Annotated in this window: 15 protein-coding genes; 8 read left to right on the top strand and 7 right to left on the bottom strand. The window is 71.0% G+C overall.

Annotated features, from left to right (window positions below; genetic code table 11):
* The first annotated feature begins 118 nt into the window (after positions 1-118).
* The 5 genes from gap to KS423_RS05065 all read left to right on the top strand — a co-directional run bounded on the left by gap (position 119) and on the right by KS423_RS05065 (position 4,101).
* Complete coding sequence (gene gap / locus KS423_RS05085) at positions 119-1,126, top strand: type I glyceraldehyde-3-phosphate dehydrogenase (protein WP_224275312.1); 1,008 nt, start codon at positions 119-121, stop codon at positions 1,124-1,126.
* 154 nt (positions 1,127-1,280) lie between these two features.
* Entirely contained in the window at positions 1,281-2,492 is a 1,212-nt protein-coding gene (pgk, locus tag KS423_RS05080) for a phosphoglycerate kinase (protein WP_224275310.1), read from the top strand.
* A gap of 6 nt (positions 2,493-2,498) precedes the next feature.
* Positions 2,499-3,284 (top strand): triose-phosphate isomerase, encoded by a 786-nt coding sequence (gene tpiA / locus KS423_RS05075; protein WP_224275307.1) that lies wholly within the window; start codon positions 2,499-2,501, stop codon positions 3,282-3,284.
* A gap of 87 nt (positions 3,285-3,371) precedes the next feature.
* The gene (gene secG / locus KS423_RS05070; RefSeq protein ID WP_224275305.1) at positions 3,372-3,608 is read left to right on the top strand and encodes a preprotein translocase subunit SecG; all 237 of its coding nucleotides are present in this window, start codon (positions 3,372-3,374) and stop codon (positions 3,606-3,608) included.
* Positions 3,609-3,813: 205 nt separating this feature from the next.
* A complete protein-coding gene (locus tag KS423_RS05065) occupies positions 3,814-4,101 on the top strand; it encodes an RNA polymerase-binding protein RbpA (RefSeq protein ID WP_223245297.1) in 288 nt (95 codons plus the stop codon).
* A gap of 65 nt (positions 4,102-4,166) precedes the next feature.
* Here the strand turns inward: KS423_RS05065 and pgl are convergent, their stop codons facing one another.
* The 5 genes from pgl to tkt form a co-directional block, all read right to left on the bottom strand.
* On the bottom strand, positions 4,167-4,955 hold the full coding sequence (gene pgl, locus KS423_RS05060) for a 6-phosphogluconolactonase (RefSeq protein ID WP_224275302.1): 789 nt from the start codon (positions 4,953-4,955) through the stop codon (positions 4,167-4,169).
* Positions 4,952-6,052: a glucose-6-phosphate dehydrogenase assembly protein OpcA gene (opcA, locus tag KS423_RS05055; protein WP_224275300.1), complete on the bottom strand. Its 1,101-nt coding sequence runs from the start codon at positions 6,050-6,052 to the stop codon at positions 4,952-4,954. The genes pgl and opcA overlap by 4 nt, the downstream gene beginning before the upstream one ends.
* Positions 6,049-7,605, bottom strand: a complete 1,557-nt coding sequence (gene zwf / locus KS423_RS05050; protein ID WP_224275359.1) for a glucose-6-phosphate dehydrogenase — start codon at positions 7,603-7,605, stop codon at positions 6,049-6,051. Before zwf ends, opcA begins: the two co-directional genes overlap by 4 nt.
* Before the next feature lie 61 nt (positions 7,606-7,666).
* A complete protein-coding gene (gene tal, locus KS423_RS05045) occupies positions 7,667-8,809 on the bottom strand; it encodes a transaldolase (RefSeq protein ID WP_224275298.1) in 1,143 nt (380 codons plus the stop codon).
* Between the two features lie 90 nt (positions 8,810-8,899).
* Positions 8,900-10,999: a transketolase gene (gene tkt / locus KS423_RS05040; RefSeq protein WP_224275296.1), complete on the bottom strand. Its 2,100-nt coding sequence runs from the start codon at positions 10,997-10,999 to the stop codon at positions 8,900-8,902.
* Positions 11,000-11,474: 475 nt separating this feature from the next.
* Between tkt and KS423_RS05035 the strand changes: the two genes are divergently transcribed.
* Positions 11,475-12,422, top strand: a complete 948-nt coding sequence (locus tag KS423_RS05035) for a heme o synthase (RefSeq protein ID WP_224275294.1) — start codon at positions 11,475-11,477, stop codon at positions 12,420-12,422.
* A gap of 84 nt (positions 12,423-12,506) precedes the next feature.
* On the opposite strand, the gene KS423_RS05030 is transcribed toward KS423_RS05035, so the two are convergent.
* Complete coding sequence (locus tag KS423_RS05030) at positions 12,507-13,148, bottom strand: DUF2461 domain-containing protein (RefSeq protein WP_224275292.1); 642 nt, start codon at positions 13,146-13,148, stop codon at positions 12,507-12,509.
* Between the two features lie 72 nt (positions 13,149-13,220).
* On the opposite strand from KS423_RS05030, the gene KS423_RS05025 reads away from it, so the two are divergent.
* Positions 13,221-13,559: a hypothetical protein gene (locus KS423_RS05025; protein ID WP_224275290.1), complete on the top strand. Its 339-nt coding sequence runs from the start codon at positions 13,221-13,223 to the stop codon at positions 13,557-13,559.
* A 79-nt stretch (positions 13,560-13,638) separates the two neighbouring features.
* On the opposite strand, the gene KS423_RS05020 is transcribed toward KS423_RS05025, so the two are convergent.
* Positions 13,639-14,610: a heme A synthase gene (locus KS423_RS05020; protein WP_224275289.1), complete on the bottom strand. Its 972-nt coding sequence runs from the start codon at positions 14,608-14,610 to the stop codon at positions 13,639-13,641.
* Positions 14,611-14,873: 263 nt separating this feature from the next.
* On the opposite strand from KS423_RS05020, the gene KS423_RS05015 reads away from it, so the two are divergent.
* Positions 14,874-16,083: choice-of-anchor A family protein (locus tag KS423_RS05015; protein ID WP_224275287.1), on the top strand; the 1,210-nt coding region annotated here is incomplete at its 3' end.

Raw genomic sequence — 16,083 nt, 5'->3', positions numbered from 1 at the left:
GGCGGCGCGATGTGCCGTCGCAGGCCCGGGAGGGGTAGGGTCATAGGCGGTCGGGGACTTCCCAAATCTCACCCCCGTCGGGGCTCTGTCCCGGCGTACCTAACGAGGAGATCGGTTCGTGACGATCCGGGTAGGCATCAACGGCTTCGGCCGCATCGGCCGCAACTTCTTCCGCGCGGTCAAGGCTCAGGGCGCGGACATCGAGATCGTCGGTGTCAACGACCTCACCGACACGAAGACCCTGGCTCACCTGCTCAAGTACGACACCACCCTGGGTACCTTCCCGGGCGAGGTCTCGCACACCGAGGACAGCATCACCGTCGACGGCCACACCTTCAAGGTGACCGCCGAGCGTGACCCCGCGAACCTCCCGTGGGCCGCCCTGGGCGCCGACATCGTCGTCGAGTCCACCGGCATCTTCACCAAGGCCGAGGCCGCGAAGAAGCACCTCGCCGCCGGCGCGAAGAAGGTCATCATCTCGGCGCCCGCCAGTGACGAGGACGTCACCATCGTGCTGGGCGTCAACGACGACACGTACGACGCCGCCAAGCACGACATCATCTCCAACGCCTCCTGCACCACCAACTGCGTGGCGCCGATGGCCAAGGTGCTGCACGAGAGCTTCGGCATCGTCAAGGGTCTGATGACCACCGTCCACGCGTTCACCAACGACCAGGTGACCCTGGACTTCCCGCACAAGGACCTGCGCCGCGCCCGTGCCGCGTCGCAGAACATCATCCCGACCTCGACCGGTGCCGCCAAGGCGACCGCCCTGGTCCTGCCGGAGCTGAAGGGCAAGCTGGACGGCACCTCGCTGCGCGTCCCGGTCCCGACCGGTTCCATCACGGACCTGGTCGTCACCCTGGAGCGCGAGGTCACCAAGGACGAGGTCAACGCGGCCTTCCAGAAGGCCGCCCAGGAGGGCCCGCTCAAGGGCATCCTGGCCTACACCGAGGACCCGATCGTCTCCTCGGACATCGTCAACGACCCGGCCTCCTGCATCTTCGACTCCAGCCTCACCATGGTCCAGGGCAACCAGGTCAAGGTGCTCGGCTGGTACGACAACGAGTGGGGCTACTCGAACCGCCTCGTCAACCTGACCGCCCTCGTCGGCGGGCAGCTCTGACCTTGCGGGAGCTGACGTGATGTAGGGGCGAGGGCCCGGTCGGCGTACGGTGCCGACCGGGCCCTCGTTCCGCGCTCAAGGACTTCTCAGGCGGCCCCTGCGCCGTGCCGCCTCACTGCGCATCAACCATCTCCCCAGGAGAAACCGAATCCCCGTGAAGACCATCGAAGAGCTCATCGAAGCCGGTGTCGAAGGCAAGCGCGTCTTCGTACGCGCCGACCTGAACGTGCCGCTGGACGGCGTCACGATCACCGACGACGGCCGGATCCGCGCCGTCGCGCCGACCATCGCCAAGCTGGCCGCGGCCGGCGCGAAGGTCGTCGTGGCCTCGCACCTCGGCCGTCCCAAGGGCGCGCCGGACCCGAAGTTCTCGCTCGCCCCGGCGGCCGAGCGCCTCGGCGAGATCCTCGGCCGGGCCGTCGCCTTCGCCACCGACACCGTCGGTGACAGTGCCGAGGCCGTCGTGGCCGGGCTGGGCGACGGCGAGGTCGCGCTGCTGGAGAACCTGCGCTTCAACGCCGGCGAGACCAGCAAGGACGACGCCGAGCGCAAGGCCTTCGCCGAGCAGCTGGCCGCGCTGGCCGACCTGTACGTGGGCGACGGCTTCGGCGCCGTGCACCGCAAGCACGCGTCGGTCTTCGACCTGCCGGCCCTGCTGCCGCACGCCGCGGGCGACCTGATCGCCACCGAGGTCGGCGTGCTGAAGAGGCTCACCGAGGACGTCGCCCGCCCGTACGTGGTGGTGCTCGGCGGCGCCAAGGTCTCCGACAAGCTCGGCGTGATCGACAACCTGCTGAAGAAGGCCGACCGGATCCTGATCGGCGGCGGCATGGCGTACACCTTCCTCAAGGCCAAGGGCCACGAGGTCGGCATCTCGCTGCTGCAGGAGGACCAGATCCCGACCGTGCTCGGCTACCTGGCCGAGGCCGAGCAGCGCGGCGTCGAGTTCGTGCTGCCGGTGGACGTCCTGGTCTCCGCCGACTTCCCGGACCTCAAGACCAAGGCTCCGGCGAACCCCTCGACCGTCGCCGCGGACGCCATCCCGGCCGACCAGGAGGGCCTGGACATCGGCCCGAAGACCCGTGAGCTGTACGCGGCCAAGCTGGCCGACGCGGGCACGGTGTTCTGGAACGGCCCGATGGGCGTCTTCGAGCACCCGGACTACGCGAACGGCACCAAGGCCGTCGCCCAGGCCCTGCTCGACAGCAACGCGTTCACCGTGGTCGGCGGCGGCGACTCCGCCGCGGCCGTCCGCATCCTGGGCTTCGACGAGAACGCCTTCGGACACATCTCGACCGGCGGCGGCGCCAGCCTCGAGTACCTGGAGGGCAAGACCCTTCCCGGTCTCGCCGCTCTGGAGGACTGAAAGCACATGACCGACCGTCTCCCGCTGATGGCGGGCAACTGGAAGATGAACCTCAACCACCTTGAGGCCATCCAGCACACCCAGAAGCTGGCCTTCGCGCTGGCCGACAAGGACTACGAGGCCGTCGAGGTCGCCGTCCTGGTGCCGTTCACCGACCTGCGCTCGGTGCAGACCCTGGTCGACGGCGACAAGCTGAAGATCAAGTACGGCTCGCAGGACATCTCGCAGCACGACGGCGGGGCCTACACCGGTGAGGTCTCCGGCCCGATGCTGGCCAAGCTCAAGTGCACCTACGCGGTGATCGGCCACTCCGAGCGCCGCCAGTACCACGGCGAGAACGAGGAGATCGTCAACGCCAAGGTGAAGGCCGCCTACCGCGCCGGGATCACCCCGATCCTGTGCGTCGGCGAGCCGCTGGAGATCCGCAAGGCCGGCACCCACGTCGAGTACACCCTGGCCCAGCTGGACGGCGGCCTGGCCGACGTTCCGGCCCACCAGGCCGAGTCGGTCGTGATCGCCTACGAGCCGGTCTGGGCGATCGGCACCGGCGAGGTGGCCACCCCGGAGGACGCCCAGGAGGTCTGCGCCGCCATCCGCGCGCGGATCGCCGAGCTGTACGACGCCGAGCTGGCCGGCAAGGTCCGGGTGCTGTACGGCGGTTCGGTGAAGTCGTCGAGCGCGGCCGGTCTGATGGCCAAGCCGGACATCGACGGCGGCCTGGTCGGCGGTGCCTCGCTGGACGCCGACGAGTTCGTCAAGATCGTGCGCTACCGTGAGCAGGCAGTAGGCTAACGCCGCCGCAGCAACGTAGGCTTTGGGGCCGGACCGCCGTACGCGGCCCGGCCCCTTCGCCGAAGATACGAGAGAGTTGGTCCCGTCGTGGTTCTCGGGTTCTCGATTGCCCTGATCATCTTCAGTCTGCTGATGATCCTGCTGGTGCTGCTGCACAAGGGGAAGGGCGGCGGCCTGTCCGACATGTTCGGCGGTGGCGCGATGTCCACCGGCGGCGGTTCGGCGGTGGCCGAGCGCAACCTGGACCGCATCACGATCGTGGTCGGCCTGGGCTGGTTCGTGTGCATCGTGATCCTCGGCCTGGTGCTGAAGTACCAGAGCTGACGTATCCCTGACGCCCCGTCGCCCGAGCGCCTATCCTGGGACGGTCGGGTGCGGAGGCGATGGTGGCGGATGCTTAGCTCCTGCTTACACTAGGACGACTTTCGCCACCGACGCGCACCGCGGCGGGTCGGCGCACCAGTACGCAGGGAGTCAGACCGTGGCAAGTGGCAATGCCATCCGTGGCAGCAGGGTCGGGGCCGGCCCGATGGGCGAGGCGGAGCGCGGCGAGTCCGCCCCGCGCAACCGGATCTCCTTCTGGTGCGCGAACAAGCACGAGACCCGTCCCAGCTTCGCCGCCGAGGCGGCGATCCCGGAGACGTGGGACTGCCCGCGTTGCGGCTTCCCGGCCGGGCAGGACCAGCACAACCCGCCGGCGCCCTCGCGCAACGAGCCGTACAAGACCCACCTCGCCTACGTCCGCGAGCGGCGCACCGACGCCGACGGCGAGGCGATCCTGGCCGAGGCGCTGGCGAAGCTCCGCGGCGAGATCTGAGCAGAACGGCACGAAGGGCGCCACCGTCGAGTGACGGTGGCGCCCTTCGGCGTTGCCGGGGCCGGTTACGCGGAGGCCGGCGGGTAGAGCTGCGGCGGGATCCGCTCCGCGGCGGCGCGGTCCAGCAGCATCAGGGTGCGGCTGCGGCCGTACGCGCCGGAGGCGGGCGCCTGGATCTCGCCGGGGCCGGACAGGGCCAGCGCGACCGCGCCCGCCTTGTCCTCGCCGGCGGCCAGCAGCCAGACCTCGCGGGCCTCCCGGATCGCCGGGAGGGTGAGCGAGATCCGGGTCGGCGGGGGCTTGGGGGCCCCGCGCACGCCGATCACGGTCAGCTCGGTCTCCCGCACGCCCGGGTGCTCGGGGAAGAGCGAGGCGATGTGGGTGTCCGGGCCGACGCCGAGCAGCAGCACGTCGAAGGCCGGGACGCCGAGCCGGTCGCCCGGCCCGGCGGCCTTCGCCAGTTCCTGCGCGTAGCGGGCGGCGGCGGCCTCCACGTCCGAGCCGTCCACCCCGTCCGAGGCGGGCATCTCGTGCACCCGCGCCGGGTCGAGCGGGACGGCGTCCAGCAGCTCGGCCCGGGCCTGGACCGCGTTGCGCTCCGGGTCGGCGGCGGGCAGGAAGCGCTCGTCGCCCCACCAGAGGTCCAGCCGGCCCCAGTCGACCGCGTCGCGCGCCGGGGAGGCGGCGATCGCGGCCAGCAGGGCGTTGCCGTTGCGACCGCCGGTGAGCACCACCGAGGCACTGCCGCGGGCGGCCTGGGCGTCCACGATCCGGGTGATCAGCCGGGCTGCGGCCGCCTGGGCCATCAGCTCCTTGTCCCGGTGGACGACCAGCTGCGGGGTCGCGTTGGTCATGCGCCTTCCTTGGTGGTGCGCTTGCCGGCGGCCTTCCTGGCGGGCTTCTTCTCCGACGATTCGGCGGTCACCCGGTCCGGGTTGGCCACGGCGGCCTCGGCGGCCTCCTCGACGGCCTCCTCGGCGACCTCCCGGGCGACCTTCTCGGCCGCCGCGGTCTCGGCGTTGGCCGGCTCGTGCAGCTGGTCGACGGGCGTGCGCACGGCCGTCGCGTAGATGTCGTCCGGGTCCAGGCGGCGCAGCTCCTCGGCGATCAGCTCCGAGGTCTCACGCCGCTTGAGCGCCACCTGGCGGTCCGGCGAGCCGGGCATGGACAGCGTGCCCATCAGGCCGTCCGGGCGGTCCAGGGTGATGTCCCCGTCCTTGGTGCGCAGGTGCACCGCGGTGATGCCGGGGCCGCCGGTGACGACCCGCTCGACCGGCACCTGCAGCCGGTTGGTCAGCCAGAGGCCGAGCAGCTCGACGCTGGGGTTGTAGGACTCGCCCTCGACCACCGCGGAGACGATGGTGGACGGCCGCTGGTCCAGCGCGGCGGCCAGCATCGAGCGCCAGCCGGTGATCCGGGTCCAGGCCAGGTCGGTGTCGCCCGGGGCGTAGCTCTGGGAGCGCTGGGCGAGCTGGCCGACCGGGGACTCGGCGGTGACGGCGTCGGTGATCCGGCGCTGGGCGAGCGAGCCCAGCGGGTCCTGTGCCGGGTGCAGCGGCGCGTTGTCCGGCCACCAGACGACGGTCGGGGCGTCCGGCAGCAGCAGCGGAAGGACCACCGACTGGGCGTGCGAGGCGAGTTCGCCGTGCATCCGCAGGACGGCCGTTTCGCCGGAGCCGGCGTCCGAGCCGACCAGGATCTCGGCGTCCAACCGGGTCTCGGCGCGGGCCCGGGGCGAGCGCCCGGCGCGCTTGATGACCGCGAGGGTACGCATCGGGTGCTCGCGGGAGGCGTCGTTGGCGGCCTTGAGGGCGTCGTAGGCGCTGCCCTCGTCGGTCACGATCACCAGGGTGAGCACCATGCCGGCGGCGGTGGAGCCGCTGGCCCGGCGCGCCTCCATCAGCGCGGCGTTGATCTTGCTGGACGTCGTTTTGGTGAGGTCGATCTTCATGGCCGGCGCCAGCTCCTGCCGTCTCGTGCGAGCATCTCGTCCGCCTCGACGGGGCCCCAGGTCCCCGCCGCGTACTGGGCGGGCTTGCCGTGGGTGTCCCAGTACTTCTCGATCGGGTCGAGGATCTGCCAGGAGAGCTCGACCTCCTGGTGGCGCGGGAACAGGTTGGCGTCGCCGAGCAGCACGTCGAGGATGAGCCGCTCGTACGCCTCCGGGCTCGACTCGGTGAAGGACTCGCCGTAGGCGAAGTCCATCGTGACGTCCCGGACCTCGAAGGAGGTGCCCGGCACCTTGGAGCCGAACCGCACCGTCACGCCCTCGTCCGGCTGGACCCGGATGACCAGGGCGTTCTGCCCCAGCTCCTCGGTCGCGTAGGAGTCGAAGGGCAGGTACGGGGCGCGCTGGAAGACGACCGCGATCTCGGTGACCCGGCGGCCCAGACGCTTGCCGGTGCGCAGGTAGAACGGGACACCCGCCCAGCGGCGGTTGTTGATCTCCAGCTTGATGGCCGCGTAGGTGTCGGTCTTGGAGTCGGGGTCGATCCCGTCCTCGTCCAGGTAGCCGAGGACCTCCTCGCCGCCCTGCCAGCCGGCGGCGTACTGGCCGCGCACGGTGTGCCGGCCGAGGTCGGCCGGGAGCTTGACGGCGCTGAGCACCTTGAGCTTCTCGGCCACCAGTGCCTTCGGGTGGAAGGAGGCGGGCTCCTCGATGGCGGTGAGCGCCATCAGCTGGAGCAGGTGGTTCTGGATCACGTCACGGGCGGAGCCGATGCCGTCGTAGTACCCGGCCCGGCCGCCGATGCCGATGTCCTCGGCCATGGTGATCTGCACGTGGTCGACGTACGACCGGTTCCAGATCGGCTCGAACATCTGGTTGGCGAAGCGCAGCGCCAGGATGTTCTGGACCGTCTCCTTGCCCAGGTAGTGGTCGATCCGGAAGACCTCGTCCCGGGGGAAGACCTCGTGGACGACCTTGTTGAGCTCCTGCGCGCTCTCCAGGTCGTGGCCGAAGGGCTTCTCGATGACCGCGCGGCGCCAGGAGCCCTGGGGCGGGTCGGCCAGGCCGTGCTTCTTGAGCTGCTGGACGACGGTCGGGAAGAACTTCGGCGGGACGGACAGGTAGAAGGCGAAGTTGCCGCTCGTGCCCTGGGCCTGGTCCAGCTCCTCGATGGTCTCGCGCAGCTTGTCGAAGGCCTCGTCGTCGTCGAACGTTCCGTGGACGAACCGCATGCCCTTGGCGAGCTGCTGCCAGACCTCCTCCCGGAACGGGGTGCGGGCGTGGTCCCGGACGGCGTCGTGGACCTCCTTGGCGAAGTCCTCGTCGTCCCACTCCCGGCGGGCGAAGCCGACGAGGGAGAAGCCCGGCGGAAGCAGACCGCGGTTGGCCAGGTCGTAGATGGCCGGCATCAGCTTCTTGCGGGACAGGTCTCCGGTGACCCCGAAGATGACCAGGCCGGACGGCCCCGCGATGCGCGGGAGCCGTCGGTCGGAGGGGTCGCGAAGCGGGTTGACGGGGGAGGGCGGGAGATCGCCCGCGTCCGATTCTGGAGTCAACTCGGGGAAATCAGTGCTCACTTGATGGGCTCCGCTTTCGTGCACTGGCTGTGAGCAGGGGTCACTTCTCGTCGGCGAAGGAGGCGAGCGAGGCGGTGACGGTGTCGAGCAGTTCCTTCCAGGACTGCTCGAACTTCTCGACGCCCTCGTCCTCCAGGAGCTGGACGACGTCGTCGTAGTCCACGCCGGCGGCGGCGATCGCGTCCAGCACGGCCTTGGCGTCAGCGTAGTTGGGGACGATGGTGTTGCCGGTGACCCGGCCGTGGTCGGCGGTGGCGTCCAGGGTGGCCTCGGGCATCGTGTTCACGGTGCCGGGGGCGACCAGCTCGGTGACGTACAGGGTGTCCGGCAGGGCCGGGTCCTTGACGCCGGTGGAGGCCCACAGCGGGCGCTGCGGCTTGGCGCCGGCGGCCTCCAGGGAGAGCCAACGGGCGTTGCCGGCGGTCTTGCCGTCGACGCTGCCGAAGACCTCCTCGTACGCCTGGTAGGCGAGGCGGGCGTTGGCCAGCGCGGCCTTGGAGCGCAGGTCCCTGGCGTCGCCGCCGATCTTGTCCAGGCGCTTGTCGATCTCGGTGTCCACGCGGGAGACGAAGAAGGAGGCGACCGACTCGATCTGGGAGAGGTCCAGGCCCTTGGCCTTGGCGGCCTCCAGGCCGGTCAGGTAGGCGTCGATGACGGCCTTGTAGCGCTCCAGCGAGAAGATCAGCGTGACGTTGACGCTGATGCCCTTGCCGATGACCTCGCTGATCGCGGGCAGGCCGGCCTTGGTGGCGGGGATCTTGATGAAGACGTTCGGACGGTCGACCAGCCACCACAGCTGCTTGGCCTCGGCCACGGTGGTGGCGGTCTCGTGCGCCAGGCGCGGGTCGACCTCGATGGAGACCCGGCCGTCGCGGCCGTTGGAGGCGTCGTAGACCGGGCGCAGCACGTCGGCCGCGTCGCGCACGTCCGAGGTGGTGATCATGCGGATCGCCTCGTCGGTGGTGACCTTGCGGACGGCGAGGTCGCGCAGCTGGCCGTCGTAGGAGTCGTCGCCGGCGCCGGCGATGGCCTTCTGGAAGATGGTCGGGTTGGTGGTGACGCCCACCACGTGCTTGTTCTGCACCAGTTCGGCCAGGTTGCCGGAGTTCAGCCGCGTGCGGCTGAGGTCGTCCAGCCAGATCGCAACGCCTTCGTCGCTGAGGCGCTTCAGTGCGTCAGTCATGGTGCTTCAGTCCCTTTGTTCTTCTGCTTCGTGGGGTAGTCAGAGGGGCCGGGGCGCCGATGTGCGGTCGGCGGCCCCGGCCGGGTGGCGCTAGCGGTTGACGGCCTCAAGGGAGCGCAGGGCGTTGTGGGCCTCGGCCACCACGCGCTCGGCGGTGATGCCGAACTCCTCGAAGAGCACCTTGTAGTCGGCGGAGGCGCCGAAGTGCTCCAGCGAGACGATCCGGCCGTGGTCGCCGACCAGCTCGCGCCAGCCCTGGGCGATGCCGGCCTCGACCGAGACCCGGGCCTTGACCGACGGCGGCAGCACGCTGTCGCGGTAGGCCTGGTCCTGCTCCTGGAACCACTCGAAGGACGGCACCGAGACCACGCGGGTGGCGATGCCCTCGGCCTCCAGCGCCTCGCGGGCCTTGACGGCCAGCTGGACCTCGGAGCCGGTGCCGAGCAGGATCACCTGCGGGTCGCCGGTGGAGGCCTCGGCCAGGATGTAGCCGCCCTTCGCGGTGCCCTCGGCGGAGCCGAAGACCTCGCGGTCGAAGGTCGGGACGCCCTGGCGGGTGAGGGCCAGGCCGACCGGGCCGGGGTGGCTGGTCTGGCGCTCGACGATGGTGCGCCAGGCGACGGCGGTCTCGTTGGCGTCGGCCGGGCGGACCATGGCCAGGCCCGGGATGGCGCGCAGCGAGGCCAGGTGCTCGACCGGCTGGTGGGTCGGGCCGTCCTCGCCGAGGCCGATCGAGTCGTGCGTCCAGACGTAGGTGACCGGCAGCTTCATCAGCGCGGCCAGGCGGACGGCCGGGCGCATGTAGTCGGCGAAGACCAGGAAGGTGCCGCCGTAGACACGGGTCTTCCCGTGCAGGGCGATGCCGTTCATGGTCGAGCCCATGGCGTGCTCGCGGATGCCGAAGTGGATCGTCCGGCCGTACGGGCCGGCGGTCTTCAGCGGGTTGCCCTCGGGGAGGAAGGAGCTGTCCTCGTCGATGGTGGTGAGGTTGGACTCGGCGAGGTCGGCCGAGCCGCCCCACAGCTCCGGGATCACCGCGCCGATCGCCTTGAGGGTGTCGCCGGAGGCCTTGCGGGTGGCGACGTCCTTGCCGGCCGGGAAGGTGGGGACGGCCTTCTTCCAGCCCTCGGGCAGCTCGCCGGCCTCGATGCGGTCGAACTCGGCGGCGCGGTGCGGGTTGGCGGCGCGCCAGGCGTCGAAGGACTGCTGCCACTGGTCGCGGGCGGCCTTGCCGCGCTTGATGACCTGGCGGGCGTGCTCGATGACCTGGTCGCTGACCTCGAAGGTCTTCTCCGGGTCGAAGCCCAGGACCTTCTTGGTGGCGGCGATCTCGGCGGTGCCGAGCGCGGAGCCGTGCGCCTTGGCGGTGTTCTGGGCGTCCGGGGCCGGCCAGGCGATGATGGTGCGCATCGCGATGATCGACGGGCGGGAGGTCTCGGCCTTGGCCGCGGCCAGCGCCTCGGCGAGGGCGGCCACGTCGATGTCGCCGTTGGACTTCGGGGTCACCCGCTGGACGTGCCAGCCGTACGCCTCGTAGCGCTTGAGGACGTCCTCGGAGAAGGCGGTCTCGGTGTCGCCCTCGATCGAGATGTGGTTGTCGTCGTAGAGGGCGACCAGGTTGCCCAACTTCTGGTGGCCGGCCAGCGACGAGGCCTCGGCGGAGATGCCCTCCTCCAGGTCGCCGTCGGAGACGATGGCCCAGATGGTGTGGTCGAAGGGGGACTCGCCGGCCGGGGCGTCCGGGTCGAACAGGCCGCGCTCGTAGCGGGTGGCCATCGCCATGCCGACCGCGTTGGCGATGCCCTGGCCGAGCGGACCGGTGGTGGTCTCCACGCCGGCGGTGTGGCCGTGCTCGGGGTGGCCGGGCGTGCGGCTGCCGGCGACGCGGAACGCCTTGAGGTCGTCCAGCTCCAGGCCGTAGCCGGAGAAGTAGAGCTGGGTGTAGAGAGTCAGGCTGGTGTGCCCGGGGGAGAGGACGAATCGGTCGCGCCCCACCCAGGACGGGTCGGTCGGGTCGTGGCGCAGGAACCGCTGGAAGATCAGGTATGCGGCCGGGGCCAGCGACATGGCCGTCCCGGGGTGTCCGTTGCCGACCTTCTGGACGGCGTCCATGGCCAGGACGCGCGCAGTGTCAACCGTGCGCTCATCCAGATCGGTCCACTCGAATGCGTTCGTCGGCGCAGTGCTCACCCTGTCTCAGGGCTCCTTCCGTTGTGAAGAGTGACCCCGTGAATTGGGGACCGGGTCGGCCACGGCGCTGTGGTCCCGACGCTGGGTGGTGCCGGTCACGGAGGGTAGATCCCGCTTCTGCGTGCGAGCCTACCGTCCGGGCCGCGCCTCACCCTCCGTGCTGAGACAACCGGCAATTCCGCGGGGTGATTCCCACAAGGGCGTCCTGGGCGATTTGTCCCAGGCTCTCCCGATTCGGGGCCGTGCGCAGCTCCGGTGGTCAGGACGGGCGAACGGAACCGCGCCGGGGGCGTCCGGGGGCCTCACCGGGCGGTTCTCCGGGCGGTTCACCCGGGGGTGTGCGTTCCGCCTCGCCAGGGGACCCCGGAGCCGGATGCGATATATGGAGCGTCTATGGTGTCGTGGTACGCGCAGAGCGGACTATTCGGGACCCTTCGTTCCTGTGGACGCCTGCGAAGATTCATCTTCAGTTGGGGTGTTAGTGACCGCCGTCGAAACCCGTCCCGCCGGGGTCACCGGGGCGACTCCTGCGCACCGGCCGTTCGGGGCCCGTGTCGGCGCGTTCGTCGCACTGACCAAGCCGCGGATCATCGAGCTGCTGCTGATGAGCACCGTGCCGGTGATGTTCCTGGCCCAGCAGGGCGTGCCGGACATGCTGCTGGTGCTGAAGGTCGTCGTCGGCGGCTACCTCTCGGCGGGCGGCGCCAACGCCCTCAACATGTACATCGACCGCGACATCGACGCGGTGATGTCGCGCACCGAGCGGCGGCCGATCGTCACCGGAATGGTGTCGCCGCGCGAGGCGCTGGTCTTCGGCATCGTGCTGGCGGTCGTCTCGACCCTGCTGCTGGGCTTCGGGGTCAACTGGCTGTCCGCCTGGCTGGCGCTGGGCGCGCTGCTGTTCTACGTGTTCGTCTACACGCTGGGGCTCAAGCGGCGCACCTCGCAGAACATCGTCTGGGGCGGCATCGCCGGCTGCATGCCGGTGCTGGTCGGCTGGTCCTCGGTGACCAACTCGGTGTCCTGGGCCGCGGTGGTGCTGTTCCTGGTGGTGTTCTTCTGGACGCCGCCGCACACCTGGGTGCTGTCGATGAAGGTCCGCGACGACTACCAGCGGGCCGGCGTGCCGATGCTGCCGGTGATCAAGGGCAACGTGGCGGTCGGCAAGCAGGTCGTCATCTACTCCTGGGTGATGGTGGCGGTCTCCCTGGCGCTCTGGCCGCTGGGACACATGAGCTGGCTGTACCCGGTCGTCGCGGTGCTGCTGGGCGCGGCCTGGCTGCGCGAGGCGCACGCGCTGTACGGGCGGGCCAAGGCCGGGGTCGTGGGCGCGAAGCTCAAGGAGATGCGGCTGTTCCACTGGTCGATCACCTACCTGTCGCTGCTGATGGTGGTCTGCGCGATCGACCCGTTCGTGAAGTAGGGCTTGTTCGACGGCGAGGAGCCCCGGTCCTGGTGGACCGGGGCTCCTCGCGTGTCCGGGGGGCTCGTGCGGCTGCTGCGCCGCTCAGCGGGAGGGGAGTTCGGACGGGCCGACGTGGCCGTCCAGCCAGTCCCGCAGCGGCTGGGAGGCGTGCAGGAACCCGGTGATCCGGGTGTAGGCGGCGCGGGTGCCCAGCCATCCGGCCGGCTCCCATTCCTGCCAGGCCACCAGGCCCTTGTGGCGCAGCAGTCCGATCCTGGGGTGGTCCTTGGGGTAGCCGCGCGGGGTCGACTTGAGGGAGTCCCGGCCGGCCACCTGCGGGCCCTCCTGTTCCACCCGGGCGATCACCCGTTCCAGCTCGGCGCCGCTGACGTCCTCGGCGACGGCGGCGCGGTAGCGCTCCAGCTGGTCGGGGGCGAGCCGGTACATCCCGTTGCCGCAGGACAGGCCGTCGGCGGAGAGCTGGATGTAGCCGCCGGACTCCAGGTGGGCGCCGACGTGCGTCTTGTACGGGGACTTGTCGGCGCTGAACCGGACGTCGCGGTTCGGGCGGAAGACCTTCCCCGGTCCGAACTCCGGCTCCAGGTCGGCGAGCAGCTGCTCCATCGGGGCGCGTACGGCGTCGTCGTACCGGTCCTTGTGGGCCTGCCAGAAGGTCTTCGAGTTGTCGGCTTCCAGGTGCTCGTAGAAGTCGAGCGCCTCGGCCGGCCAGCCGGAGAAGGTCACGCCTCCAGTATGTGGCCCGGTGCACAAGGTGCTCCCGTCGCCAGGGCGACTACCGGTGGGTAGCATGCGGGCATGAGCAGCGCAGAGACCGCCACCGCCGCCGCGCCGGACGCCCGTACCGAGCGCCGCGCCAAGCGCATCGCCAAGAACCTGACCAGCTTCGCCCGGCAGCACGGGGGAAGCGCCGACGCGGTCGTCGAGTACGTCGGCGCCGTGGCCACCCGGATCGTCGTGGTGGGTGCGGACGGCGCCTGGGGCGACCAGGTGGCCCCCAGCTACGCCGTCGGCCGCCGGGCCGCGGAGCTGGCCGGGCTGACCCTGCACGACGACTTCGAGGGCGAGCTGGGCCTCAAGGTGAAGACCGGCGAGTACGAGTGGAAGCGGATGGCCGGCCTTCAGCTCGGCGGCTGAGTCCGGCTCCAGGCTCCGGACGCGGCGACGGCCCGGCTCCCCCGTGCGGAGGGGAGCCGGGCCGTCGGTGTCGCCGGGGTCAGACCGAGGCGGTCTGCGGGGCCTGGGCGGGCAGCTGCTCGGCCGCCGCCACGTCCGCGCGGGTGCGCAGGGCGAGCGGGACGCGCAGCGCGGCGATCCAGGTGAGGGCGGCGAGCAGCATGTGCAGGCCGACCATGAGCTCGGGGGCGTCGGTGAAGTACTGGACGAAGCCGAGCACGCCCTGCAGCAACAGCACGGCGAGCAGCTCCTTGGCCCGGGCGCGGGCGGGCTGCGGGGCCTTCACGGCGGCGAAGACGAAGATCACCGCGATGGCCAGGCCGACCGAGACGAACGCGAAGTCGGCGTGGAACTGGGCGAGGCGGTCGTAGTCGATCGGGATGCGTGGGACGATCTTGTTGTCCTTGGGCGTGCCGGGGTGGTGGCCGGCGCCGGTCACCAGGGTGCCGGCCGCGACGAGCAGGCCGATCACGGTGACCAGGACGTACGAGAGCTGGTGGATAGGCCGGGCCACCGAGAGCCTGGCCGGGCCGTCGCCCTCCTTGGACCGCTCCCACATCAGCAGCGCGACCCAGACCAGGGCCATCGCGGCGATCATGTGCAGCGCCACGGTGTACGGGTTGAGGCCGGTCAGCACGGTGATGCCGCCGAGCACGGCGTTGCTCATCACCAGCCAGAACTGCGCCCAGCCGAGCCTGGTCATGCTGTGCCGCCAGGGGCGGTGGCAGCGGGCGGCCAGGATCGCCCAGCCGACGGCGGCGCTCAGCACGTAGGTGAGCATTCGGTTGGTGAACTCGACGACGCCGTGGAAGCCCATCTCGGCGGTGGGCGTCAGGCTCTCGTCGGTGCAACGGGGCCAGGTCGTACAGCCGAGGCCGGAGGCGGTGAGCCGGACGGCGCCGCCGGTGACGACGATCACCACGCTCATCACCAGCGCGGCGAACGTGGCGCGCCGGACCATCTCGGCGGATGGCTGCCAGCGCTCGGCGAGCAGGGAGAAGGGGTTAGGCACGAGGTCAATCGTAGGCGGCCTTACAGGCGATCTTGGGGCGGGGCGCGGGTGGTACGGCGCGAGGGTGCGGGCGCCGCGACGGGATGCCGCGGTGCCGGCGGTCCGCGACACGCGCAGGGGCAACACGCGGACAAAACGGGGTGGTCCGGACATGGGGCGAATTGGTCTTGACCAATCACCCGTCTGGCGGAAAGAGTGCGGCTTGGTCCATACCTTTTCGGGCCTCTCCCACCCCATCCCGCACGTAAGCGGAGATCCTGCACATGCGCATATCCACTTCCGCCGCCGCGCTCGCCGTCGGTGGCTCTCTCGCACTGGCCGGCCTGGTCGCCCCGGCCGCCCACGCCGCCGACCCCGCCCAGGAGTGCCGCAGCCTCGGGGTCGCCAACCTCTACGGCGAGTTCATCGAGGGCGACGACACCCACACCCCCGACGCCGAGGGCGCGGTCGCGGTCGGCGGCAACGCCGACTTCACCGGCGGTTTCTCGGTCGGCCAGGAGCTCACCGCGGCCCAGGTCGACGCACTGCCCGGCAAGAACGCCCTGGTCGTGGCCGGCAGGATCACCGGCCACAACACCCAGGTGATGAAGGGCAACGGCGTCTTCGGCTCCAAGGCCGACGGCGCGGTGGTCCAGGCCCACCAGGGTGCGGTCGGCCAGGGCCCCTCGCCGATCGACTTCAAGGCCGAGTTCGCCAAGCTGCGCGCCGCCGCCACCGCGCTGGCAGCCGTGCCGCAGACCGCCGGCGCCACCGTCCAGGCCGAGGGCGCCAAGCTGACCCTCACCGGCGGGGACACGAAGTACAACAGCTTCACCGTCGACGCGGCGAAGCTGCAGGGAGCCAAGGACGTCTACCTCAAGGTGCCGGCCGGCTCGGTGACGGTGGTCAACGTGACCGGCGGCTCGTACGACATGGCGGCGGCCGGGACCACCGGCTTCCACCTGTGGGACGAGGGCAGGAAGACCTTCGTGCTGGACGACAAGCTCCAGAGCGCCGCGGGCGGCGCGATCCGGGCCAAGCTGCTCTGGAACTTCCCGACCGCCACCAAGGTGGTCAAGAACAGCCAGGCCGCCTGGGCCGGCACCGTGCTCGCGCCGAACGCCGCGTTCGACCTCGGCAGCGGCGGCCCGGTCAACGGCTCGGTGATCGCCGCCTCGCTGACCGGCAGGGGCGGCGCGGAGACGCACCACTACCCCTTCACCGGCTGCCTGCCGGGCACCGTCCCGACGCCGTCCGGCACGCCGACGGTGCCGCCGACCGTGCCGAGCGGATCGCCGTCGGCCACGCCGAGCGCGTCGACCTCCCCGAGCGGTTCGGCGAGCCCCTCGGGCAGCCCGTCCGCCCCGACGAGCGGCAAGCCCAGCGCGAGCGGCTCGGCCGGTCCGTCGGCGGGTGGCTCGACGACCGCTCCGACGGCCTCGGGCAGCCCGTCCGCCCAGCCGGACGCGGGCGGCAACCTGGCGCACACCGGCT

Source organism: Streptomyces sp. LS1784, from assembly GCF_020103755.1.
Taxonomy (GTDB): domain Bacteria; phylum Actinomycetota; class Actinomycetes; order Streptomycetales; family Streptomycetaceae; genus Kitasatospora.
The sequence above is the reverse complement of the archived record's forward strand: the minus strand, read 5'-3'. Positions and strand labels throughout refer to the sequence as shown.

Coding starts and splice junctions, on each gene's coding strand:
- tpiA (WP_224275307.1), top strand. CDS start 2,499: ATGACCGACCGTCTCCCGCTGATGGCGGGCAACTGGAAGATGAACCTC.
- KS423_RS05065 (WP_223245297.1), top strand. CDS start 3,814: ATGGGCGAGGCGGAGCGCGGCGAGTCCGCCCCGCGCAACCGGATCTCC.
- pgl (WP_224275302.1), bottom strand. CDS start 4,955: ATGACCAACGCGACCCCGCAGCTGGTCGTCCACCGGGACAAGGAGCTG.
- opcA (WP_224275300.1), bottom strand. CDS start 6,052: ATGAAGATCGACCTCACCAAAACGACGTCCAGCAAGATCAACGCCGCG.
- tal (WP_224275298.1), bottom strand. CDS start 8,809: ATGACTGACGCACTGAAGCGCCTCAGCGACGAAGGCGTTGCGATCTGG.
- KS423_RS05025 (WP_224275290.1), top strand. CDS start 13,221: ATGAGCAGCGCAGAGACCGCCACCGCCGCCGCGCCGGACGCCCGTACC.